The following is a 20,144-nucleotide window of genomic DNA, read 5'->3' as shown; positions in this document are numbered from 1 at the left end:
GACGCAAGCATGACCGGGGCTATCCTGCTGCTCATCTGCCTGATCCTGATCGGCCTGTCGATTCGCTCCTTCCAGAACGGTTTGCGCCGCGCCCAGACCGAGCGTGTGCTAGGCCGCCTTGCCGAAGGCCAGCCGCAGCTCGTCGAGGCGAACAGCCAGTGGAGCGGCATGGAACGCATGTTCCTGCGCGCAGGCCTGGGCAAACCCAGTGATCACCTCGGCCTATGGCTTGCAGCCTGGGCCCTCGGCGTGGTGCTGGGGTTGCTGGTTGCCAGTTGGATTGGCCTGCTGGTGATGCTGGTATTGCCGCCCTTGGTGCTGCGCCTATACATCGCCTGGCGCTATCAACGGCGCATCAAGCGCATGATCGAACAACTGCCACAATTGCTCGACCACACCGTGCGCAGCCTCAAGGCCGGGCGCACGCTGGCTGACGCGGTGCTGGGCGGCATCGAGATCACCGAAGACCCGCTGCAACAAGCCATGGGCCGTATCCGCCGTAACGTGCAGTTGGGCGTGAGCCTGCCGGAGTCGGCCCACGACTTTGCCGAGTTCTATGAGCGTGACGAGTTTCGCCTGTTCGCCCTGGGCTTGAAGGTCAACCACCGCTACGGCGGCAACGCCAGCGAACTGCTGGAAAACCTGATCAAGATGATCCGCGAGCGCGAGCAAGCCGCCCGCCAACTGCGTGCCTTGACCGGCGAAACCCGGGTGACCGCCTATGTGCTCACCGCCCTGCCGATCTCGATGATCGGCTACTTCCTCGCCGTGAACCCCGCGTACCTGATGACCATGTGGAACGACGGCACCGGGCGCATCCTGTTGTTCGTAGCGCTGGTGATGCAGCTGTTGGGCTGCTTCACCTTGTGGCGCATGTTGCGGAGCGTATGAGATGGCGATTGCACTGCTGATCAGCGCTGTACTGTTCATCGCCGCCCTGGGGTTGGTGCTGGCCAACCTGATGAAGCACCGGCGCGGCCAGCGCCTGGTTGCCCAACGCTTGCAGGGCCAGATGGCGCGCGAACACACATTCGGCACGCTGATGCGGCAACTGGGCAGCAGCCCACTCGCGCAACGCTCGGTGAGCCTGGACAACGAAACCCAAATCCTGCTCAACCGGGTCGGCTGGCGCAAAGCCAACCAGCGCTCGATGTTCGCCGCCTTCCAGGTCGGCACGCCGTTGTTGCTGTTGGTCATTACCTTAGTGGCCCAAGAGTTCCTGTTTCCTAACGTAGGCTCGCCGTGGCTGGCGCCTTTGCTGGCCCTGGGCATCGGCTATCTGTTGCCCAAGCGCATCCTCGCCAGGGCCGCCAAGGCTCGCCAGCAACGCATCTCCCACGAGGTATCGACCTTCATTCCGCTGCTGCGCATTCTGTTCGAGTCCGGCATGGCGGTCGAACAAGCGCTGCGCGTGCTGAGCATTGAAGCGCAGCGCCTGCTGCCGGCGCTGACTCATGAACTGCGCCTGATCCTGACCCGCGTCGACTCCGGCCTGGAGCTGAGCGAGGAAATGGGCAAGACCGCCAGGCTGTTGGCCGTGGATGAGTTCACCGACACCTGCACCATCCTCCAGCAGTTGGTACAACAAGGCGGCGGCGCGATGAAATCGCTGCTGTCGCTCAAGCAATTGCTCGACGACCGACGTCTCACGCGGATCCAGGAATTCGTGTCGAAGATGTCGGCAAAAATGTCGGTGGTGATGATGGTGTTTTTGTTTCCAGCCTTGCTGATCGTGCTCGGGGGGCCTGCCTTTATCGGCATCACCCGGGCCTTGAGTAACTTATGAGGAGCGCCCGATGAAAGCCTTGATAGCCGGTTTTAGCCTGTTGCTGCTGGGCGGTTGCGCCACCAACGGCCAAACCCCGTGGGGCGCGTTGACGGGCACCGGCAGTTGCGCCAAACCCAGCTCCGACCAAGAGCTGGCGCTGAACCTGGCCGATGAAATGGCCGGCGACGGCAAGCTGCACGCCAGCCTCGCCAACCTGCAAAGCTTGCCGGCCAATTTGCCCCAGGTGCGCCTGCGGCAGGCCAAGGCTTATCGCCTGCTCGGGCGCAGTGAAGCCGAGCCGTTGTTCCGCAGCCTGCTCGGCACCTGCATGGCCGCCGAAGGTGAGCACGGCCTGGGGCAAATCGCCTCGGCCAAGGGCGATAACGCGCAAGCCGTGGCCCACTTGCAACGCGCGGCGCGGCTGGCACCCACCGATGAGAAAATCCGCAATGACCTGGGCGTGGTGTACCTCAACCAACTGCGCCTGGAAGACGCGCGTTTCGAGTTCATGACCGCCATGGAGCTCAAGCAGAGCGACCCGCTGGCGGCAGTCAACCTGGTGACGCTGTTGATCTATCAGGACAACTGGAAACAAGCCGCGCAACTGGTCAGCCAGATGGGCCTGAGCCCTGAGCAAGTCACCGAAGCCCAGGCGCGGGCCGAGAAACTCAAAGGCTCAAGTGCAGCCGCCACCAAAGCCAAAGACCAGATCGCCACGGTCAGTGATGCCGCAAGCAACCCGAGGAATTGATGATGAAAATGCCTTATCTCGCAAGCCTGGCCATGCTGGCGCTGCCCATGGGCGTCATGGCCATCGAACCCGGCCCCTCGTCACCGCAGCAGGCGCAGACCGAACAATGGCTGACGCTGCAGTCCACCGGCAGCGCCGCGTCTAAGACCCCACAGAAGGCCTCAGCGGCCGAACGCGATAAAGCTCATCAGCGGTTGTTGGAAAGCTACAAGTACCCGATTCCGGAGTATTTCGAGCAGAAGGTGGGGGGGAAAACTGGAGGGAGTAATTAAGAAAATACCCGCCAGGTCTCTATCAAAATGTGGGAGCGGGCTTGCCCGCGATGACGGAGTGTCAGCCAATACATCTGTGACTGATACACCGCTATCGCGAGCAAGCCCGCTCCCACATGTTTGACTGCATCCAAACAGACAGATCAGTGCGCCGTCACGCGCTGACGCATCACCGAGTTGTTCGGCGACAACGCCAACGCCAGTTGCGTACGGTTGTGCATGTGCGTCAGGCGCAGCACTTGGGACACGTACAGCTTCACGGTGTTTTCTGTGATGCCCAATTCGCAGGCGATCTGATAGTTGGTCTGCCCCTTCCCCACCAGCCGTGCGACATCCAATTGGCGCGGGGAAAGCTGGTTGAAGATCGCCGGAATTTCAACCGGCCCGGCCTCCTCGGCCGACACTTCTTCGCCGTCCAGGCCTGGCCGACTGCTGCGCACTTTGTCGAGGTCCTGGTACAGGTCGTTGATGGACTCGGAAAGAAATTGCAGCTTCTGGTTCAGGTCGCCCAGTTGCAGATCCTTTTTGCGTTCTTGCAACGCAGCTTCCTGGCGCAGCAAGCCTTCGAGCAACTCGTCGAGGTTGATGGGTTTCTGGTAGTAGTCGGCGATCCCGGCGCGCAGGGCCTTGATCACGTCCTGCTTGTCGGCGCGGCCGGTCAACATGATCGCCTCAAAGACCCGCTGCTTACCGGCGACCTTTTGCAGGGCCTGCACCAACTCAATGCCATCCATGTCCGGCATGTGCAGGTCGCACAGCACCAGGCCGATCTCGGGTTCTTCGCTGAAGCGCTTCAGGGCCTGTTGGCTGGATTCACAGGGGACACAGCGGAAACCGCTGCTTTCAAGAAATTCACAGAGCTCTTCTACGATCAGTGGTTGATCATCGACAACGAGCACTTTTACCGCAGAGATAAGCTTGTTCACGCGCTACTCCATGCATTGCAAGCCAAAAGATTGACCATCCCTTTACGACACATATTTCCTGTACATCCGTTTATTAAACGTAGACGTACTTTATGACTATGTACATAGCGTTAATACACTCATACGACTAGTGGATCCAACGCCAAGCAAGGGCGAAACCTACCAGCAAAAACGGAGCAAATGGCATCTTTTTTGACTCTCCCGGCGCCAGATACACCATGTGCTCTCTAAGGCCTTGATTCATATGCGGCCAAAGCTTTGGCGCGATGATGAGCCAGAGCACATTGGCGATCGCAGCCCCTACAAACGACCCCAGTAAGTACTCGGCATCCGAGGCCAACGCCAACGCCGCGAGCAGCTTCACATCGCCTGCACCCAGGCGGCCAAGGGCGTAACCGGGCAAAGTCAGCAGCAGCGCCAGTAAAAACGCTAGCAACCCCTGCCCGGCCGGCGCACCGAGCCACGTGGTGCCGGTCCAGATCAGGTAGATCAACGCCAACAGGGCCGCGCCCAGTGTCAGGCGATTGGCGAGCAGCCGCTGCCGAACGTCCTGCACCGCACACAGCCCTAACCACACCAACACCACTGCGCCATGGATCACTAAAAAACATCCCTTTTTGCTGATTGATTCTATGCTGATATTAAGTAGTAGCCGTCAGGGTAGACGCGGTGATGAAAACAAGCCTCCCGAATAAGCAAAAAGGCGCGGCAGCCCTCGAGTTCATTGCCGTGTTCGTGATTTTTTTCGCGGTGTTCTACGGCATGGTCAGTTATAGCCTGCCGTTGCTGCTGTTGCAGTCGTTCAACCAGGCGACGGCTGAAGCCGTGCGCCTGAGTGTAGCGCTGGACCCCAACATGGCCGGCTATACAGCCGCCGTGCAAAGCACCGCCAAAGCCGCCGTCACCAACCGCTTGGTGTGGATTCCCCCGGCGTACAACTTCAACGCCAGCCAAGTCAGCACCACCTTCGTCGGTGGCCTGCTGTCAGTACAGATCAACTACCCCACGGCCAATCTCCAGGCGGTGATGCCGCTTATTGTGCTGCCCGGCATCGGCACCGTGCCGCAGCTGCCGGCGACACTGCAGGCCACCTCGAGCCTGCAGTTTTGACCTCGGGGGACAAACTCTTCGGGCGCCTGCTCGGCAGAAGCAGCGCGCTGGCCATCGACAGGCCGGCAGCGCCTTGCGCCGGGCTGCACGTGCACTTGGACGCGCAAGGCCGCGTGCTCGACATCAGCGGCAGGCTACGCCCACAACTGGCGCAATACGCTGATTCGGCGCCCCTGCAAGACCTGCTGTGCGCGCACAGCGCGGTGACGGTTGAAGGCGTGCCGGCCGATTGGCAGCGCCACAGCCTGGACCTGGATTTCCAAGGCGCCGCCGGGCAAATCCTGCACACCCGCGGCACCCTTGAGGCGGAGGATAACGGCTGGCTGCTGCATGCCGTGGACATCGGCGACTTGCTCAGCGGCCGGCACCTGGCCGAGCAGCGTGAACAGAATCAGCAATTGGTCAGCCTGGTGAGTGAACACCTGCGCGTGTGCAGCCTCAGCCGACTGCCCGAGGTGTTCAACGAACAGCTGTGCAGCGTGGCGCAGCGCTGGCGCATCCCGTGTGTGGCCCTTGCGTTGCTTGATCAAGAGGACCAGGCCTGGGTGATCTACAGCCAGTACGCCAACCACGACGCGCCGCTGTTCTGGCACACCGGGCAGCGCCTCGGCACCTGCCTGGACAGCCTCAACGGCACCACCGCGCTGAGCCTGCAAGCGCCTTATGGACGCGGAGAGCATCCGCGTTTGCACAGTGTGTTCGGCAATGCCGACGGTTTTCTGGTGCCGTATCGCGACGGCCAAGGCGTGGCGGCGTGGCTATTGTGCGGCGCCTATAACGGCCAACCACACACCCGCGAGCGCGACTGGCTGAACCTCGCCGCCGCCCTCGCAGCGCCCCTGCTCAGCCGCCTGCGCGAACAACGCCACCATCAACAACTGGAGCGCCTGGAAGCCCTGCAAGGCCTGCTGGGCACCGGCTGGTTTGAGTTGTTGCCCGCCAGCGGCGAGATCCAACTGGCGCCGCAACTGATGCGCAACCTCGGCCCGGAGGAAGGCCCCACCCGCCTAGCCCTCGACACGTGGCTGGCGCTCATCCACCCCGCCGACCGCCAGGAACTGCACAGCCGCCTACGCGACCTGCAAGCCCTCGGCAAACCGCTGCTCGCCAGCGTACGCCTCAACCGTGGCGACAGCGCCCAGCCGCCGACCTGGTACCGCGTACAAGGCCAAGTGCTAGAAAGCGGTGAACAACGGCGCTGGGTCGGCTTCATGCTCGACATCAGCGACATCAAAAACCAGCAACTACAGGCCGACGCCGCCCACGCGCGCCTGGATAACCTGATTGCCAGCTCACCGGCGGTCATCTACGTGCAACGCTACGTAAACGGCGCCTTGCTGCCGGTGTTTTTCAGTGACAGCCTGCTGCCGCTGCTGGGCCGTACCCTGGCCGAATGCAGCCACGACAGCCTGGTGCAGTGGGTACATCCCGACGACCGCGACCTGTACTTCCAGCGCACGCGCCAACTGCTGCGCGAAGGCAGCGTGCGCAGCCGTTACCGTGTGCAAGACAAACAGGGCGATTACCACTGGCTGCTCGACGAAGCCAAACTGCTGCGCGATGACCTCGGTGTGCCGGTGGAAGCAATTGGCCTATGGCTGGACGTGACCGACGCGACGCTGGCCGCACAACAGGTCAAGGACAGCGAAGAGCGCTACCGCATCCTGGTGGAAGACTCCCCGGCGATGATCTGCCGCTACCGCCCGGACCTGACCCTGACGTTCGGCAACACGCCGTTGGCCAACTACCTCGAATGCCGGCCCGCACAGTTGCGCGGGCTGAACCTGGGCGACTGGCTGTCAGCCGAACAGCGCGAAGCGTTTGTGCAGCGCATCCGGCAACTGACGCCGGAGTTTCCGGTCAGCACCGCCGAGATCAGCCTGCAACTGCCTGGGCGCGAACATGCCTGGTGGGTGTGGTCGGACCGTGGCGTATTCGATGAGCACGGTGCGTTGGTCGAGGTGCAGGCCGTGGGCCGCGACAACACTGAAGTGCGCCGCTCCCAGCAACAACTGACGCAAAGCGCAAAAATGGCCACCCTCGGCGAAATGGCCACGGGCCTGGCCCACGAGATCAACCAGCCGCTGAACGTGATGCGCATGGCCATCGTCAATGTGCTCAAGCGCCTGGGCAACGGTGATGCGCAGATCGATTACCTGACCGAGAAACTCCAGCGCATCGACGCCCAGGTCCAACGCGCGGCCCGTGTGGTGGACCATATGCGCGTGTTCGGCCGCCGCTCGGAGGTCGAGCAGCAACCTTTCGACCCGGCGCAGGCGGTCGAGGGCACCTTGTCGTTGCTCAGCGAAGGCTTGCGCGGTAAAGGCGTGGACGTGCGCCTGACCCAGGCGGACATTCCCGTGCAGGTCAAAGGCTATGTCGACCAGCTTGAGCAAGTGTTGATCAACCTGATGGTCAACGCCCGCGACGCACTGCTGGGCCAACGTGAAAAAAACCCAGAGCTGCGCCCGTGGATCGCCGTACATACCGAACACGACAGCCGTCACGTGCGCATCTGGGTCGAGGACAACGGCGGCGGCATCGACCCACGCTTGCTGGAGCGCATCTTCGAACCGTTTTTCACCACTAAGCCGATTGGCGTGGGTACCGGGCTGGGCCTGTCGGTGAGCTACGGCATTGTGGAAAACATGGGCGGGCGCCTCAGTGTCAGCAACGGCGAACACGGCGCACGGTTTTGTGTGGAACTGCCCAGGGCCATCGACGCTTAGATCACCAGGTAGGCTTCGCCGGTCTGGCCGCAGGTCAGGTTGGCGCCGACATTCACATTCGCCAGGCTGACGCCGAGCATGTTCAGCAGGTTGTTGAGGATCGGGTTGAGCAGCGGGCCCAGCAGGTTATCCACCACTGGCGTGACGATGGCGCTGACGCTGCCGAGCAGCGACACGACGGTCGGCGCCAGAAGGCCCAATGAATTACCCCCCGACGGCTGGTAAGCGGTGATGCTCACTCCGTTAACCGCAGTGGTAAGTCCGCTCACCAGGTTGGTAGCCGGCGCAGCTGCCTGATAGGTCGGTGCGAGCCCCACGTTAGGTGGCGTCGCAAACGGCGTGGTACTGGAGAACACCAGATCCTGGATGCTGTTGCTACCCGCGATTTTGCTTTGCACCTGGATCGCAATACCGCCAGCTCCAAACGGCACACGGGGGTCACACGAGCCGATGCCGAGGATTTTGTGGCAGGTCTTGATGCCAAGATCTACCAGCGCCATAGGCGCCACGGACATCGGCTGCGTCGAGGAAAAAGCATTGGTGATGTTGCCCACGTTCAGCGAAGCCAGCGAGGTAGTAGTGTGGGCCGTCACGCGCTTAGTGCCCGCAGTGCCCGTCGGGCAGCTGTAGGCAGTGATATAACTGCTGGCGCCCCCGGCATCCAACACAACATTGAGCGGCAGGTTGCCCGGCAACACCAGCAGATCCAACTGCTGGCAACCGGCGCCGAGCAAACACAAGGTCGAGTTGATCGTGGTCACCAGGTTTAGGCTCAGCAGGCCGCTGACTACTGGCGTCAACGGCCCCAACAGGTCATTTACTGCCGTCGTCAGCCCCGACAAGCTGCTCAACACCGGCAGGCTGACCGTCACCTGGGTGCGCACCTGGGCGGTACGCACGTAAATCGCATTCGGCCCGGTAGGGTTGGCGACAGCCAGCGCCGGATTGCCGATGGCTGACAGCTGCGGCGGCTGGATCACCTTCACTTGGGTGGTGATATTGGCCAGGCCCAGCAGGCTCACGGGCAAGGTCGCTGCCGCCGCACTCTGGCTGTTGGAGAGTTGCACCACACCCTGAATCAGCTGGAACACCTGCAGGTTGGCATTCAACGCCGCAGCGGTGGTGCCGGTTTGCAGTTGCAGGATCTGCCCAAGGGTCAGCGGGGTCGGGTTGATCGCGGCGATTTTCAGGTTGCCCAAGGCGGTTAATACGTCGGCTGTTGCGCCGTTGGCGGTGAGCACGGTGATCGCGGCCTGGATCAATTGCGAGGCGGTGACGTTGGTGCTGAGCAGTTGGGTGTAGTTACCGGCGGTCACGCCCAGGTTGATCGCCAGTTGGTCGAGGTAACTGAGCAGGCTGATGTTGGTATTGAGCAGGCCATTCCAGCCGGCGAGCGTAAGGTTGAGGTTGCCGCCGAGCAAGCCGCTGAACAGCGGGTTCAACAGGCTGGCACTCGCGGTGTCGACGCTGGCCAGGGTGCTGTTGATGGTCAGCTGGGCCAAGGTTGGCGTGGGTTTGGCCGCCACTGCCGTGGCCGTCAATACGGTGTTGAGGCTGACCGAGTTGCCGGAAAACAACGACCAGACGCCACCGGCCACGCTGGTGGTAACGGTTTTGCTGGCCACCACTTGGATGGCTGTCGAGACCGCAGGGTTTGCGCTAAAGGTGCGCCGGCCCGAGGCGGGAGTGGTCACGGTGCCACAGGTGGTGACCAGGGTGTTGCCGTTACCTACCACGAAATGGTTGCGCGCCACACTTTGCCCCGCGTAAGCCGCCGCGCTCAAGCCGGTCAGGCAGGTGCCGTTGCGGCTGACGGCTTCCAGTGCCGCGGTGTCGGCCACGCCTTGCAGCTTGCGCTTTTCCAGGTACAAGCGGCCGCTGTCGATCACCAATAAGGTAAAGGCTAAGACCACCGCCAATACGCCGACGGCCATCAAGCCGATAGCGCCACGCTGCTTGCACTGAAATCGGGGAGACATCGAGCACTCCTGTGCCGGCGAGTTGCCGAGCGCTTACTCTCCTGAGGGTGTTGTTGAGTGTAGACAAGGGCTGAAGGTGATGAAGATCAAATGTGGGAGCGGGCTTGCCCGCGATGGCGGTGGGTCAGTCACAGCATAATTGACTGACACTCCGCTATCGGGGGCAAGCCCCCTCCCACAGTGGTTTTTGGGTGGGGATTGGGAGTGGACTTGGGTTAGTGCGGTGGGTAGTTGGAGAGGATTTTGCTGACGGTGGTGCGGATGGCGTTGTTGCGGTCTTGTGGGTTTGGGCTGCTGGCCATCATTTGCTCGTCACTGCCACGCCATACCAGCTTGCCGTCTTTGCCGTCCAGCAGGTCAATCTGGAGTGTTGCCACTTTGTAGGTGATGTTGCGCGTTTCGTTGTACATCGGCCCGCCCCAATAGCCATTCCAGGGGCCACCCCAGGCGCCGCCGTAGTTGGTGGTGACTTGTTGCTGGCGGTCTTCGACGATCAGGTAGGCCTGCACATTCAGGTCGGCCTTGGTGCCGGCCGCTGCAGGGCGCAGGCCGCGCTGGTCAAGTTGTTCGCCCACGGCCTGGCGGATGCGCTGCTCGGTGAGGTCACTCTTGATGCGTGGATCATCCGGGCGGTATTGCAGCGCCGGGTCTTTCCAGGCCCAGTTGCGGTAGGCGCCAAAGTCGCGGCTGGCGTCAAAATCGTGGTTGACCTGGTTGGTCTGGCAACCGCCCAGCAACACGACAACAGCAAGTGCAGCAATGCGACGAAACATGGTCTATCTCCAAAAGACAATTCAGCCTGAGATGAGAATAGCGGCTAACTGGGTGGGTAAGCGCTCATTGCTTTTTGCATCGCCGCGCGCAATGCATCGGCCCGTTCGCTCAGGCTGCCCTGGCTGGCGGTTTCGGCGCTGGTACTCCAGACCGGCTGGCGGGTGCGGGCGTCGAACAGGCTGATACGCGCCACCGCGACCGTCACTTCATAGGTGCGCACCACCGGCACCGTGTTGTACATGCCGTAGCCGTTGCCATAGCGGTTATAGCCGCCGTAACCGTTGCGATAGTCTTCCTGCACTTGGCGCAGGCGCTTTTCCAGGCGCACATCCGCACTCACCAGCAGGTCGGGTGGGCGGTTGTCATGCAAGGGGCGCAAGCCACGCTGGTCGAGGGCGCCGCTGACCGCTTCGGCGATCTGCGCCGAGTCGGCCCAGGCGGTGCCCGGCGGTAGTTGGCCGTTGAGCCAGCCCCAGCTGCGGTACGCGCCATAGTCGCGCACCGGCGCCGGGTAGGCGCTGGCGTCAAAGGTGCTGGCCGCCTGGGCCGGAGCCGGCGGCATCGGGGCCGAGGCGGCCACGTAGGGATTGGGGCTGGAGCAGGCGCTCAAGCCTACTGAAAACAAGATCAAACAGAGACGACGCATTTCGACCTCCGCAGACTGGGCCGCTTAAACCGGACGGCAGATCCAGTGCAAATAACGCCCAAGTCCGGCAAAGCTTGGGTGACGACGGTGAGCAAGTTCCATCTCCAACAAGTCCTGTAAATCGACGCGGGCCTGGAATTCCACCGGCATATAGTCGTGGAACACCCGAACGCCACTTTGGCTTTCGACCTGCCAAAGCCCCTCGAGTTGCGCCGCCAACTCACGTGGGTCGAGCGGCTGTTGCGGGGTGAGGCTCTGTTTCTCCCCGGCCATGTCGTTCTTGCGCATTTTGCGGAAGTGGCCTTTGAGCAGGTTGCGGTAAATCAGCGCATCGCGGTTGTAAAACGCCAGCGACAGCCAGCCACCGGGCACCGTGAGCTGGTGCAGCACCGGCAGGATCGCATGGGGTTCGGCCAGCCATTCCAGCACGGCGTGGCACAGCACCAGGTCGTAAGGTTCGGTGAGTTGGCCGAGCAGCTCTTGCCAGGGCGCATGGATAAAGGTCGCGGTCTGGCCGGCGTCGGCGAAGCGTTGGCGCGCGCCGTCGAGCATTGGCTCGGCGGGCTCGGCCAGGGTCACCTGATGGCCGCGTTCGGCCAGCCACAGCGACATATGCCCCAGGCCCGCGCCGATATCCAGCACACGCAACGGGCGGTCTGGCAGGGCTTCTGCGAGGTCGGCCTGCAGCACTGCCAGGCGGATTGCACCTTTGGCACCGCCGTAGATTTTTTCAGCGAAGCGCGTGGCCAACTGGTCAAAATGACGGTCACTCATGGGCAAACCGCCGTTCGCTGTCGGCCAGTTTGGCGCGCACCACCGCGTTCATGTCCAGGCCCAGCTCACTGCACAGCAACAGCAGGTACAGCACGATATCGCCGACTTCCTGCCCGGCGTGGGCGAGTGTGTCGGCAGGCAGCTGGCGCGATTGGTCTTCGGTCAGCCATTGGAAGATTTCCACCAGCTCGGACATTTCCACGCTGGCGGCCATGGCCAGGTTTTTCGGGCTGTGGAACTGCTTCCAGTCGTTGTTATCGCGGATGCGGTGCAGGCGTTCGGTGAGGTGTTCGAGGTTCATGCGGGGGCTCCTGAAGGTGTATAGCTTCGGGGGGATCAGGGATGAAGGCAAGTGAATCCCGGTGGTGTGTTTGAGGACGCCTTCGGGAGCAAGCCCCCTCCCACCTTTGAATCGGTGCAGATCAAATTGGGGAGGAGTTGCTACGGGCGCTATCGCAGGCAAGCCAGCTCCCACATTTGATATGTGTTCGCAGGCAGGGGCGATGCTTGGCTAGTCGACGACGCTGAATTCGAGGCGGGCGGTTTGGCCGGCTTCGTCGAGGACGCTGAGCTGGTAGCGGCCGAGCTGTTCGAAGCTGGCGTTGATGCTGTCCTGGTTGGCGCTGTCGCCCAGTGGCGCGCCGTTGAGGAACCACCAACGTCGGCCACTGCCGCCGAGGGCGGAGATTTTCAGGCGCAGGGTTTGTTGGCTGGCGGCGGGCAGGCGCAGTTGATCGCCTTCGCGTACGCCGACGATGGACAGTGGTGATGAGGCGGCCAGCGCCGGCGGTGGGCAATCGGGGTCGGCGGGCGGAATGCGTGCTTCACGGCGCTCCACCCTTGGCAGCCAGGGCTCCAGCGGTGCAGGCCACAGGGCGATGTGTTTTGATACTGCGCCAGGGCAATGCGCGTCCACCCGCAGGCCTTTGGCATTGACCCACACGCTTTCCATCAAGCCCACACTTAACGGCTGATCCAATGCCTGCAAGGTCGGTGGCGTGGTGTTGTCCAGCGTCCAGGCAAAGCGTTGACGACGGCAATTGGGGTCGCTGCGGCTCATGGGCTGGCCCAGCGGCCAACAGATCGCCGCCACGCCGACATTGGCGGGCACCGGTTTGACGGGCGCGCTGATCCCGCGCTGGCTGTCGCGGTTGGTCAGCACGTCGTGCACCTGCAACATCAACGGCGCCGCCGAGGCCAGGCCGAACTGCCCCGGCACCGGCGTGCCGTCAGGTCGGCCGATCCACACGCCGATCAAGTAGCGCGGCCCCACGCCAATTGCCCAGGCATCGCGAAAGCCGTAGCTGGTGCCGGTTTTCCAGGCCAGCACCGGGCGCTGCACCAGCTCGGCACGCGGGTCGCGGTCGGGCCGCGCTTGCCCGCTGAGGATGCGCCGCACAATCCAGGCGGACCCTGGCGACAGTAAAGGCCGTTCTTTAAGCGTATCGTCCGGCTGTAATCGAATAGCAGCACTCCTGCCGTCGCGGGCGAACGCGCTGTAACCGCTGACCAAGTCTTCCAGGCGGCTGCCCGCGCCGCCCAGAATCAGCGCCAGGTTTGGTTCGGCCAGCGCGGGCAGCGCCAAGGGCACGCCGCCGATGCGCATCTCAGCGGCAAACCGCTTCGGCCCGTAGGCTTCCAGCAGCTGCACCGCCGGCAGATTCAGCGAACTGGACAGCGCCGTGCTCGCCGGCACCGCGCCGCTGAAGCCCATCGAAAAGTTGCCCGGCCGGTAATCGCCATAGCGCCGGGGCACGTCCTGCAACAGCGACTCGGAGTGGATCAACCCATCGTCCAGCGCCATGCCATAAAGAAAGGGTTTCAAGGTGGAGCCGGGCGAGCGCAGCGCACTGATCATGTCCACATGGCCGAAGCGCTTGGCGTCATTGATATCCACCGAACCGAGGTAGGCGCGCACGGCCATGGTTTCTTCCTCCACCACCAGAATGGCAGCGGAGGTGTGTTCCGGCAGCCGCGCGCGCCAGCCCAGCAGCAAGTCTTCAAGACGGCGTTGCAGGGTGGCATCCAGGGTGGTGCGGATCAGCGGCGGGCTGTCGGGGCGGTTCAGACGGCGGGCGAGCAAGGGCGCCAGGCTCGGTTCCAGGCGCGGGGCCAGCAGCAACGGTTCTTCCAGGGCTTCATCCACGGCCGATTGCGGCCACACCTGAAATTCAGCAAGGCGGCGCAGCACTTTGTCGCGGGCCTGCTGGGCGCGTTGCGGGTGGCGATCCGGGCGCAGGCGGCTCGGCGCCTGGGGCAACACGGCGAGCAACGCAGCTTCGGCGTGGGTCAGTTGGGCTGGAGACTTGCCCAAATACGCCCAACTGGCCGCCGCCACGCCTTGCAACGTGCCACCAAACGGCGCGCGGTTCAGGTACAGGTTAAGAATCTCGTCCTTGGACAAATGCCATTCCAACTGCGCGGTGCGCCACAGCTGACGCAGCTTGCCGTGAAAGGTCCGCGAATGCGGGTCGAGCAACCGCGCCACCTGCATCGACAAGGTGCTACCGCCCGACACCACGCGCGCGCCGGTCAGGTTCTGCCACATCGCCCGCACCAGCGCCAGCGGGTTCACGCCGGGGTGCTCATAGAACCAACGATCCTCGTAAGTGAGCAGCGCATCCAGGTAATACGGCGACACCTCACTCGTCTGCACCGGGTAGCGCCACACACCATTGGCATCAGCAAAGCGCCACAACGGCGTGCCATCCTCAGCCAGCACCACCCGAGCCAAATCATCCTTGGGCAGAGGCAACGGCCAAGTCCGATCAGCCAGCCACAACAGAGCAATCAGCAACAACACAAAACCCACGGCCACGCGCAGTAAATGTGGGAGCTGGCTTGTCGGGTCGCCGCATCGCTGCGATGACGGCCTATCAGTCAACTCACTCACAACTGCCCCGCCACGGCCACAACAAATCGCAAATTCAACACCGCAAACCTCTATGCTTCATGGAACTAGCCGCGACCCATCGCGACCAAAGGCTCAGTGTTGGCAATTTCGTCCACTTATTCATCGAGACACACCTATGCAAGCAGACTTTTTCGGATGGCTGGGTAACACAATCGGCTTGATCATCCACTACATCGTCGAGTTCTTCAGCGGGCTGTTCAACATGCTCACCAACGCTGGCGGCAACTTCGTCGAAGGCATGTCCCGCGCACTGGGCATGGACACTTCGATCATCAGCATCATCACCTTGATCGTCGGCCTGCTCTTCCTGTACTCAGCCGTACGCGCCTTCATGCGCGCCTCGATCATCGCAGGCGTCATCTGGCTAATGCTCGGCCTGTGGCTACTCAGCTGGGTAGTCCACTAAACCCACAACCCACCCCGATCCCCTGTGGGAGCTGGCTTGCCTGCGATAGCGGTACATCAGGAACCCAATGTGCTGGCTGGCCCACCACTATCGCCGGCAAGCCAGCGCCCACATTTGAACCCAGTTCCTTCAGCCAGACCTCAGCGGCCTTTAATCACCAAATCCGCCGGCGTCTCCCCCACCGCCTGCCAGTTCGGCCGATACATCGACTCCACCTGCGGCGGCGGTACCCGATAAGTGCCCGGCGTCACCGCCCGCGCCAGGTACAACAGGTGCGTGGTGCCAGAGCCATCCAGATTCATCGCCGCCACATACCGATCATCGCGAAACTCCTGGTGCTTGAGCGAGGCGTTCTGCATCGACTCGCGCCATTCCTTCACCTGGCTGCTGGCGTTTTCCAGGCTGGCCGCGCTTTGCGCCAGGTTCTGGTTTTCCAATTCCAAGCCCGCAGGCAACAGGTCCACCACCAAGGCATCCGGCACACGCTGCTTGGCGCTGACGGCCAAATGCACCAGTACCAAATCACCGCTATTGACGTTACGCAGGTTCAGCGGCTGGCCGTTCATGCCCAGGTATTCGCGCCGAATGCTCAGGTTGTCGCCGCCCGCTGCCGGTGGCACCTGTGGATAACCCGAGATCGTCAGTTGCTGGTACACCGGCGCCTCGCTTTGATTGCTCAAGGTCAGGTCGCTGGACAGCAACTTGCCTTCCAGCGCCAGCGTCGACTGTTGGTTATTCAACTCATGCACACCGCCGCTGCCATCGAGCAGCACCTTCCAATCGGCCTCAGGCTGCGCAAACCCAAGACGCCCGGCCAGGAACAGCGAGTTGCGCTCTTGAGTCGAGAGATACGGGCTGGCCGCCAACTGGTCCGACAGCGTGAACAAACGCTCCTCGCGCTTGCCCTTGGCCAAGTCGTTCTCTTCAAGCAGTGCCAGGATCATCGCCTGATCGCGCAACGGGCTGCCGTAGTCGGCCAGCCACTCTTTGGCATTGCGCTGCGCCGCGAGCCCGGCGAGCAAGGCTTGATCAGCACGTGGCTGGTCGCCCATTTTTTGCAGGGCGATGGACAGCTGCACCAACGGCAACCCGGAACGCGCATCGCTGCGACGCTCGAAAATACTGCGCAACGCCCCCAGTGGCGCCTGCTGACTGCGCGCCAACACCATGCCGGCGTAGGCCTGCACGGCAAAGCGGGTGTGGTCGGCGTTGTCGCTGTAATCCACCTCGATCAGGTTGCGCTCCTGCACGTAACGCAGCAGGCGCTCGCTGGCTTTCTTCAGCGCCTCGGGCGGCACGGCAAAGCCTTGGTCACGGGCGCGCAACAGGAAGTCGGTGACGTAGGCCGTCAGCCAATATTCCTCTTCGCCATCGGCGCCCCACAAACCAAAGCTGCCGTTGTAGCGCTGCATACCCAGCAAGCGTTCGATGCCCAGTTCGATCTTGCGTTTGCGCTCGCTGTCCGACTCGCCCTTGACGCCCAGGCGCTTGAGCAATGCAGCGTCGGCATACAACGACGGGTACAGGCCGCTGGCGGTCTGCTCCAGGCAACCATAAGGGTAAGCCTTGAGCGCACTGATCTGCGCGCCGAGGTTCAGCGGTGGCCGGCTCGACAGGCTCAGCAGCGCTTCACGCCCCGAGGTATCGAACTGATCCAAGGTGCCGACCGGCAGGCTCCACGGCTGATCCTTGAGTACCGCGCGGTAATGCTTGAGCAACGCCGGGTAGGCCGGGCGCACGCCCAAGGTCCATTCGCGGCTGAACGGCGGCAGGTTTTCACCCGGCAAGTCCAGGCCATTCACCGTGACCTTGACCTTGCCCTGCCCCAGCCCACCCCAGGCTTTAACCGGGATGCGCAAGGTGGTGCGCTGGCCTTGTTTCAACTCAACGGATTGCGCACCACTGTTGACCAACTCCAACTGCCCTTCGGCGCTCAGTTGCACGTCGAGTTTCTGTGCTTTGCCCGATAGGTTGGACAGGTCCAGCGCTAACGTCGTCTGGTCACCACCGGCCAGGAAGCGCGGCGCCGACAGCTCGGCAATCAGCGGCGCGGCAATTACCGTCTTGCCTTCGGCCATTCCATAACGATCATCACTCCAGGCCTGGGCCATCAGGCGCAATTCGCCATTGAAGTCCGGGATATTGACGCTGACTTCGCCCTCGCCCTGTTCATTGAGTGTCACCGGCGCGCTTTGCAGCGCAACAATAGTCACACTGGTATCCGGGCGTTTACCGCCCTTGGCCAGCGCAGCATCACCACCGAAAGCCAGGCTGGCCAAACGGCCCTGGCCGGCTTCGATCAACTGGCCGTAGATATCGAATTGATCAACGCCATACGCCTTGCGGCCAAACAGGCTGGAGTACGGGTCCGGCGTGGGGTATTCGGTGATATTGAGGATGCCCACGTCTACGGCCGCCAACAGCACATGCACCTGTTTCGGCACGCTGCCATCGGCATTCTTGGCGACGATCTTCACCGTCAGCGGTTGTTTGGGGCGCATTTTTTCCGGCGCGGTAAGGGTCAGGCCAAGTTTGCGCTGGGTACGGTCCAACGGCAGGTGCAGCAGGCCCACGGCACGTTTTGGGGTGATATTGGCTTTGCGCTCACCCGGGCGAATCACCAGGGCGCTGACGTACAGGTCATGGCGCGACCATTTTGGGTCGAGCTTCACGGCGAAGCTTTTGCCTTCGGCCGGCACCTCGATTTCCTGCCACCACAGTGGCCCTTCGCTGGATTCCACCAGCAAGTAGCCTTTACCGGCTGCAGGCGGCGTGACGGTGACGTTGGCGGTGTCGCCGTCGCCATAGGCAGGTTTATCCAACGCCAGCTTGACCTGATCCGGGCGCACGGCGCCGCCTTCGGTGTTGTCCTGGGCCTGGTAACCGGCCCAGAACCGCAGGCTGCTGACCAACCCGGTTTGCGGGTCTTCGACCTCGACGCGGTACGGGCCCCACTCCACCTGGAAGCTGACCTTGGCAGTGTCGCCGGCCTTGATGTTCAGGGTCTGTTCGTCGAGATTGAGGAATTTTTCGTTGAAGTGATAGCTCCAGCCATCACTCTCCGAGTAGTTCCAGTAGTAGTCGCGGCGCTCACGCACCAGGCGCACTTTGAGGTTCTGCGCGGCGAGTTTTTGCCCGTCCTGGTTGGCCACCAGCACTTCGAACTCCGCCGGGCCGTCGCCATTGGTTTCCTTGCCGTCGAACAAGCCACGCAAGCCCGGCAGTTGCTCAGCCGGCCAGATCGGCTGCACCAGCCGCCGAGTGATCGGCCGCCCGCCCGACTCTTGCAGGCTGGCTTGCACGATCAATTGCAGCGGTGATTTGGCGTCGGCCCATTTGCTTTCCAGGGTCAGTGCTTCCTGCCCCTTGGCGTCGAGTACGCTTTCGTCCAGCTCGAAATCCTGGCTCAGCTCTTCTTCGGTCACGGAGCCGAACTGATAACCCGGCAGTGATTTGACCGCTTCACGCAACGGGCGCACGTAGACTTGCCCACTGACCCGGTTACCCGACGCCGGCGCACCGTAGAGGTAGCGGCCGTTGACGTGGATCACCGGGTTATCCGCCGGGCTCAAAGCCGTGTCGCTGCCCTTGAGTTCCAGCGCCAGGCGCTCGGGCAGGAAGTCTTCGACGAGGAATTCATACAGCTGTGGTTTGCCATCGCCCAGGTCGAACACCAACTGCCAGCGCCCGGTCGGGGCTTCAGCGGCCAGTTGCAATTGATATTGATAGAGGCCGGACGCATCGGCATCCCACACGAACTTACGGCTTACTTGCTCATCCGGGCGACGCACTTCGACGCTCACCGGCTGCGGCTTGACGGCGTTGCCATCCTTGTCGCGCAGCAGGGCGTTGAGCAGCACGGTTTCGCCGGGGCGATACAGGTCACGTGGGCCGAACACAAAGAACTGCAGCGGGTGCGCCGGCTGGCCGCCGATATCGAACTCGGCCAAATCCAGCGCCGCACTGTCCAGGCGCAGCATGCTGGTTTGTTCGCCAAGCTTTGCCAGCAACACCTGGGCTTTTTTCGGCAGCGGCAACTCAGCATGGCCGCCCTTCTCAGTCTTGCCCTGGCCCAGCACACGGCCTTCGGCATCCAGCACTTCGAGGTCAACGCCATCCAGCGCTTTGCCGCCTTCAAGCGCCTGGGTAAACACATCCAGGCGATTGGCGTAACGGTGCACTGACAGGCCGATATCACTCAAGGTGAACAGCGTGGCCGGTTGTGAATAGTTGTAGGTGCCCGAGGCACGCATCACCGCCAGGTACACGCCCGGCTGTTGCAATTGCTTGAGGCCGGCGATCGGCAGCAACAGGGTTTCGCGCGTGTTGCGCGCCGGGTTCAGGTCGAAACGGCCGCCGTAGACCAGGTCGGCCATCGGCAGCAGCTCGCGGGATTCGTAGCTTTGCAGGCTGGTATTGCGCCCCCACTGAGCGAGGAATGACGGCAGGGATTCGGGTTTGATCCGGAAGAATTCGACGTCGATCTTGTCGACGTTCAGCGCGATCACCGGCAAGCCTTCAGCCAGACGCGTCGGCAGCAAGGTGCCGCGGCTGGCAAAGCCGACGGTGGCTTGCAGGTCGCGGGTTTCCAGGCGCGCGATGTATTCGGCGGCAAGCTTGTTATCGTTGACCGCCTTCACACCGGCGTCGACGGTCAGCACCAGCTTGCGCTGCGGTTCGAGGTGGCGCAGGCGCAATTCCATTAAGTTATCGGAAAGCTCCCAGGCGCCATCGACCTTGCCGGACTTGCTGTCGACCAGATGGAGTTTATCGGCGAACTTTTGATCGGGACTCAACGGAATGGAAAAACTCACCGACAAAGTGCTGGCCCCGTCCAACTGGACTTCGGACACGTCCACCACGCTCAACTCACGGCCGGCATAACGCTGCTTCAACGCCGCCACATCCACCGCCGCCTTGACCGGTTTTGGCGCGCTCGACACCGTTGGAGTAGGCGGTGCAGCCGGTTTGTCGGAGGAATCGCAAGCGCTCAGCAGCGCCAGCGCACAGGCAAGGAACAGTCCTTTGTTAAGCATTGGGGCACTCGTAGTGAGAGGGATCCGAGGGGTGAACTATATATCAGCCCGAGTGGGGC

16 protein-coding genes are annotated in these 20,144 nt (G+C 62.4%); 7 read left to right on the top strand and 9 right to left on the bottom strand.

Annotated elements, in window-relative coordinates; translation table 11 throughout:
- The first annotated feature begins 9 nt into the window (after positions 1-9).
- Genes ACI77I_RS12950 through ACI77I_RS12935 form a run of 4 tightly spaced genes read left to right on the top strand, consistent with a single transcriptional unit; the run spans position 10 to position 2,791 of the window.
- Positions 10-891 (top strand): type II secretion system F family protein, encoded by an 882-nt coding sequence (locus ACI77I_RS12950; RefSeq protein WP_406997728.1) that lies wholly within the window; start codon positions 10-12, stop codon positions 889-891.
- 1 nt (position 892) lies between these two features.
- Positions 893-1,786 (top strand): type II secretion system F family protein, encoded by an 894-nt coding sequence (locus ACI77I_RS12945; protein ID WP_094951742.1) that lies wholly within the window; start codon positions 893-895, stop codon positions 1,784-1,786.
- Positions 1,787-1,796: 10 nt separating this feature from the next.
- Entirely contained in the window at positions 1,797-2,519 is a 723-nt protein-coding gene (locus ACI77I_RS12940) for a tetratricopeptide repeat protein (RefSeq protein ID WP_242154204.1), read from the top strand.
- Between the two features lie 2 nt (positions 2,520-2,521).
- Positions 2,522-2,791, top strand: coding sequence for a DUF3613 domain-containing protein (locus ACI77I_RS12935; RefSeq protein ID WP_242154202.1), 270 nt, complete (start codon positions 2,522-2,524; stop codon positions 2,789-2,791).
- A gap of 143 nt (positions 2,792-2,934) precedes the next feature.
- On the opposite strand, the gene ACI77I_RS12930 is transcribed toward ACI77I_RS12935, so the two are convergent.
- Both ACI77I_RS12930 and ACI77I_RS12925 read right to left on the bottom strand, forming a co-directional pair.
- Positions 2,935-3,717 (bottom strand): response regulator transcription factor, encoded by a 783-nt coding sequence (locus ACI77I_RS12930; RefSeq protein ID WP_094949818.1) that lies wholly within the window; start codon positions 3,715-3,717, stop codon positions 2,935-2,937.
- Positions 3,718-3,844: 127 nt separating this feature from the next.
- Positions 3,845-4,315: a prepilin peptidase gene (locus tag ACI77I_RS12925; RefSeq protein WP_406997738.1), complete on the bottom strand. Its 471-nt coding sequence runs from the start codon at positions 4,313-4,315 to the stop codon at positions 3,845-3,847.
- A 74-nt stretch (positions 4,316-4,389) separates the two neighbouring features.
- On the opposite strand from ACI77I_RS12925, the gene ACI77I_RS12920 reads away from it, so the two are divergent.
- Complete coding sequence (locus ACI77I_RS12920) at positions 4,390-4,827, top strand: TadE/TadG family type IV pilus assembly protein (RefSeq protein WP_094949816.1); 438 nt, start codon at positions 4,390-4,392, stop codon at positions 4,825-4,827.
- A complete protein-coding gene (locus ACI77I_RS12915; protein WP_406997727.1) occupies positions 4,824-7,556 on the top strand; it encodes an ATP-binding protein in 2,733 nt (910 codons plus the stop codon). The genes ACI77I_RS12920 and ACI77I_RS12915 overlap by 4 nt, the downstream gene beginning before the upstream one ends.
- Here the strand turns inward: ACI77I_RS12915 and ACI77I_RS12910 are convergent.
- The 6 genes from ACI77I_RS12910 to pbpC form a co-directional block, all read right to left on the bottom strand.
- Positions 7,553-9,535, bottom strand: coding sequence for a pilus assembly protein TadG-related protein (locus ACI77I_RS12910; protein ID WP_406997726.1), 1,983 nt, complete (start codon positions 9,533-9,535; stop codon positions 7,553-7,555). The genes ACI77I_RS12915 and ACI77I_RS12910 overlap by 4 nt on opposite strands.
- Before the next feature lie 215 nt (positions 9,536-9,750).
- The gene (locus tag ACI77I_RS12905) at positions 9,751-10,308 is read right to left on the bottom strand and encodes a DUF4136 domain-containing protein (protein ID WP_094949813.1); all 558 of its coding nucleotides are present in this window, start codon (positions 10,306-10,308) and stop codon (positions 9,751-9,753) included.
- A 44-nt stretch (positions 10,309-10,352) separates the two neighbouring features.
- The gene (locus tag ACI77I_RS12900; RefSeq protein ID WP_094949812.1) at positions 10,353-10,955 is read right to left on the bottom strand and encodes a DUF4136 domain-containing protein; all 603 of its coding nucleotides are present in this window, start codon (positions 10,953-10,955) and stop codon (positions 10,353-10,355) included.
- Between the two features lie 24 nt (positions 10,956-10,979).
- The gene (locus ACI77I_RS12895; protein ID WP_094949811.1) at positions 10,980-11,729 is read right to left on the bottom strand and encodes a methyltransferase; all 750 of its coding nucleotides are present in this window, start codon (positions 11,727-11,729) and stop codon (positions 10,980-10,982) included.
- Positions 11,722-12,030 carry a MazG-like family protein gene (locus ACI77I_RS12890; protein WP_406997725.1) on the bottom strand — a complete coding sequence of 103 codons (309 nt, stop codon included), beginning with the start codon at positions 12,028-12,030 and terminating at the stop codon, positions 11,722-11,724. The genes ACI77I_RS12895 and ACI77I_RS12890 overlap by 8 nt, the downstream gene beginning before the upstream one ends.
- Before the next feature lie 210 nt (positions 12,031-12,240).
- Positions 12,241-14,553 (bottom strand): peptidoglycan glycosyltransferase PbpC, encoded by a 2,313-nt coding sequence (gene pbpC / locus ACI77I_RS12885; protein ID WP_406997737.1) that lies wholly within the window; start codon positions 14,551-14,553, stop codon positions 12,241-12,243.
- Between the two features lie 205 nt (positions 14,554-14,758).
- Here pbpC and ACI77I_RS12880 point away from each other — a divergent pair, with 205 nt between their 5' ends.
- Positions 14,759-15,049, top strand: a complete 291-nt coding sequence (locus tag ACI77I_RS12880) for a hypothetical protein (protein ID WP_094949809.1) — start codon at positions 14,759-14,761, stop codon at positions 15,047-15,049.
- A 140-nt stretch (positions 15,050-15,189) separates the two neighbouring features.
- Here the strand turns inward: ACI77I_RS12880 and ACI77I_RS12875 are convergent, their stop codons facing one another.
- Positions 15,190-20,085 (bottom strand): alpha-2-macroglobulin family protein, encoded by a 4,896-nt coding sequence (locus ACI77I_RS12875; RefSeq protein WP_406997724.1) that lies wholly within the window; start codon positions 20,083-20,085, stop codon positions 15,190-15,192.
- Positions 20,086-20,144 lie beyond the last annotated feature (59 nt).

The sequence above is a fragment of the Pseudomonas sp. D47 genome (assembly GCF_045447305.1).
In the GTDB taxonomy this organism is placed as follows: domain Bacteria; phylum Pseudomonadota; class Gammaproteobacteria; order Pseudomonadales; family Pseudomonadaceae; genus Aquipseudomonas.
Note: the sequence above shows the minus strand (reverse complement) of the source record. Positions and strands in the feature narration are given on the sequence as shown.

Bases quoted from the DNA above. Each gene is read 5' to 3' on its own strand.
- ACI77I_RS12950 (WP_406997728.1), top strand. From the start codon at position 10: ATGACCGGGGCTATCCTGCTGCTCATCTGCCTGATCCTGATCGGCCTG.
- ACI77I_RS12945 (WP_094951742.1), top strand. From the start codon at position 893: ATGGCGATTGCACTGCTGATCAGCGCTGTACTGTTCATCGCCGCCCTG.
- ACI77I_RS12940 (WP_242154204.1), top strand. From the start codon at position 1,797: ATGAAAGCCTTGATAGCCGGTTTTAGCCTGTTGCTGCTGGGCGGTTGC.
- ACI77I_RS12935 (WP_242154202.1), top strand. From the start codon at position 2,522: ATGAAAATGCCTTATCTCGCAAGCCTGGCCATGCTGGCGCTGCCCATG.
- ACI77I_RS12920 (WP_094949816.1), top strand. From the start codon at position 4,390: ATGAAAACAAGCCTCCCGAATAAGCAAAAAGGCGCGGCAGCCCTCGAG.
- ACI77I_RS12910 (WP_406997726.1), bottom strand. From the start codon at position 9,535: ATGTCTCCCCGATTTCAGTGCAAGCAGCGTGGCGCTATCGGCTTGATG.
- ACI77I_RS12905 (WP_094949813.1), bottom strand. From the start codon at position 10,308: ATGTTTCGTCGCATTGCTGCACTTGCTGTTGTCGTGTTGCTGGGCGGT.
- ACI77I_RS12900 (WP_094949812.1), bottom strand. From the start codon at position 10,955: ATGCGTCGTCTCTGTTTGATCTTGTTTTCAGTAGGCTTGAGCGCCTGC.
- ACI77I_RS12895 (WP_094949811.1), bottom strand. From the start codon at position 11,729: ATGAGTGACCGTCATTTTGACCAGTTGGCCACGCGCTTCGCTGAAAAA.
- ACI77I_RS12890 (WP_406997725.1), bottom strand. From the start codon at position 12,030: ATGAACCTCGAACACCTCACCGAACGCCTGCACCGCATCCGCGATAAC.
- ACI77I_RS12880 (WP_094949809.1), top strand. From the start codon at position 14,759: ATGCAAGCAGACTTTTTCGGATGGCTGGGTAACACAATCGGCTTGATC.
- ACI77I_RS12875 (WP_406997724.1), bottom strand. From the start codon at position 20,085: ATGCTTAACAAAGGACTGTTCCTTGCCTGTGCGCTGGCGCTGCTGAGC.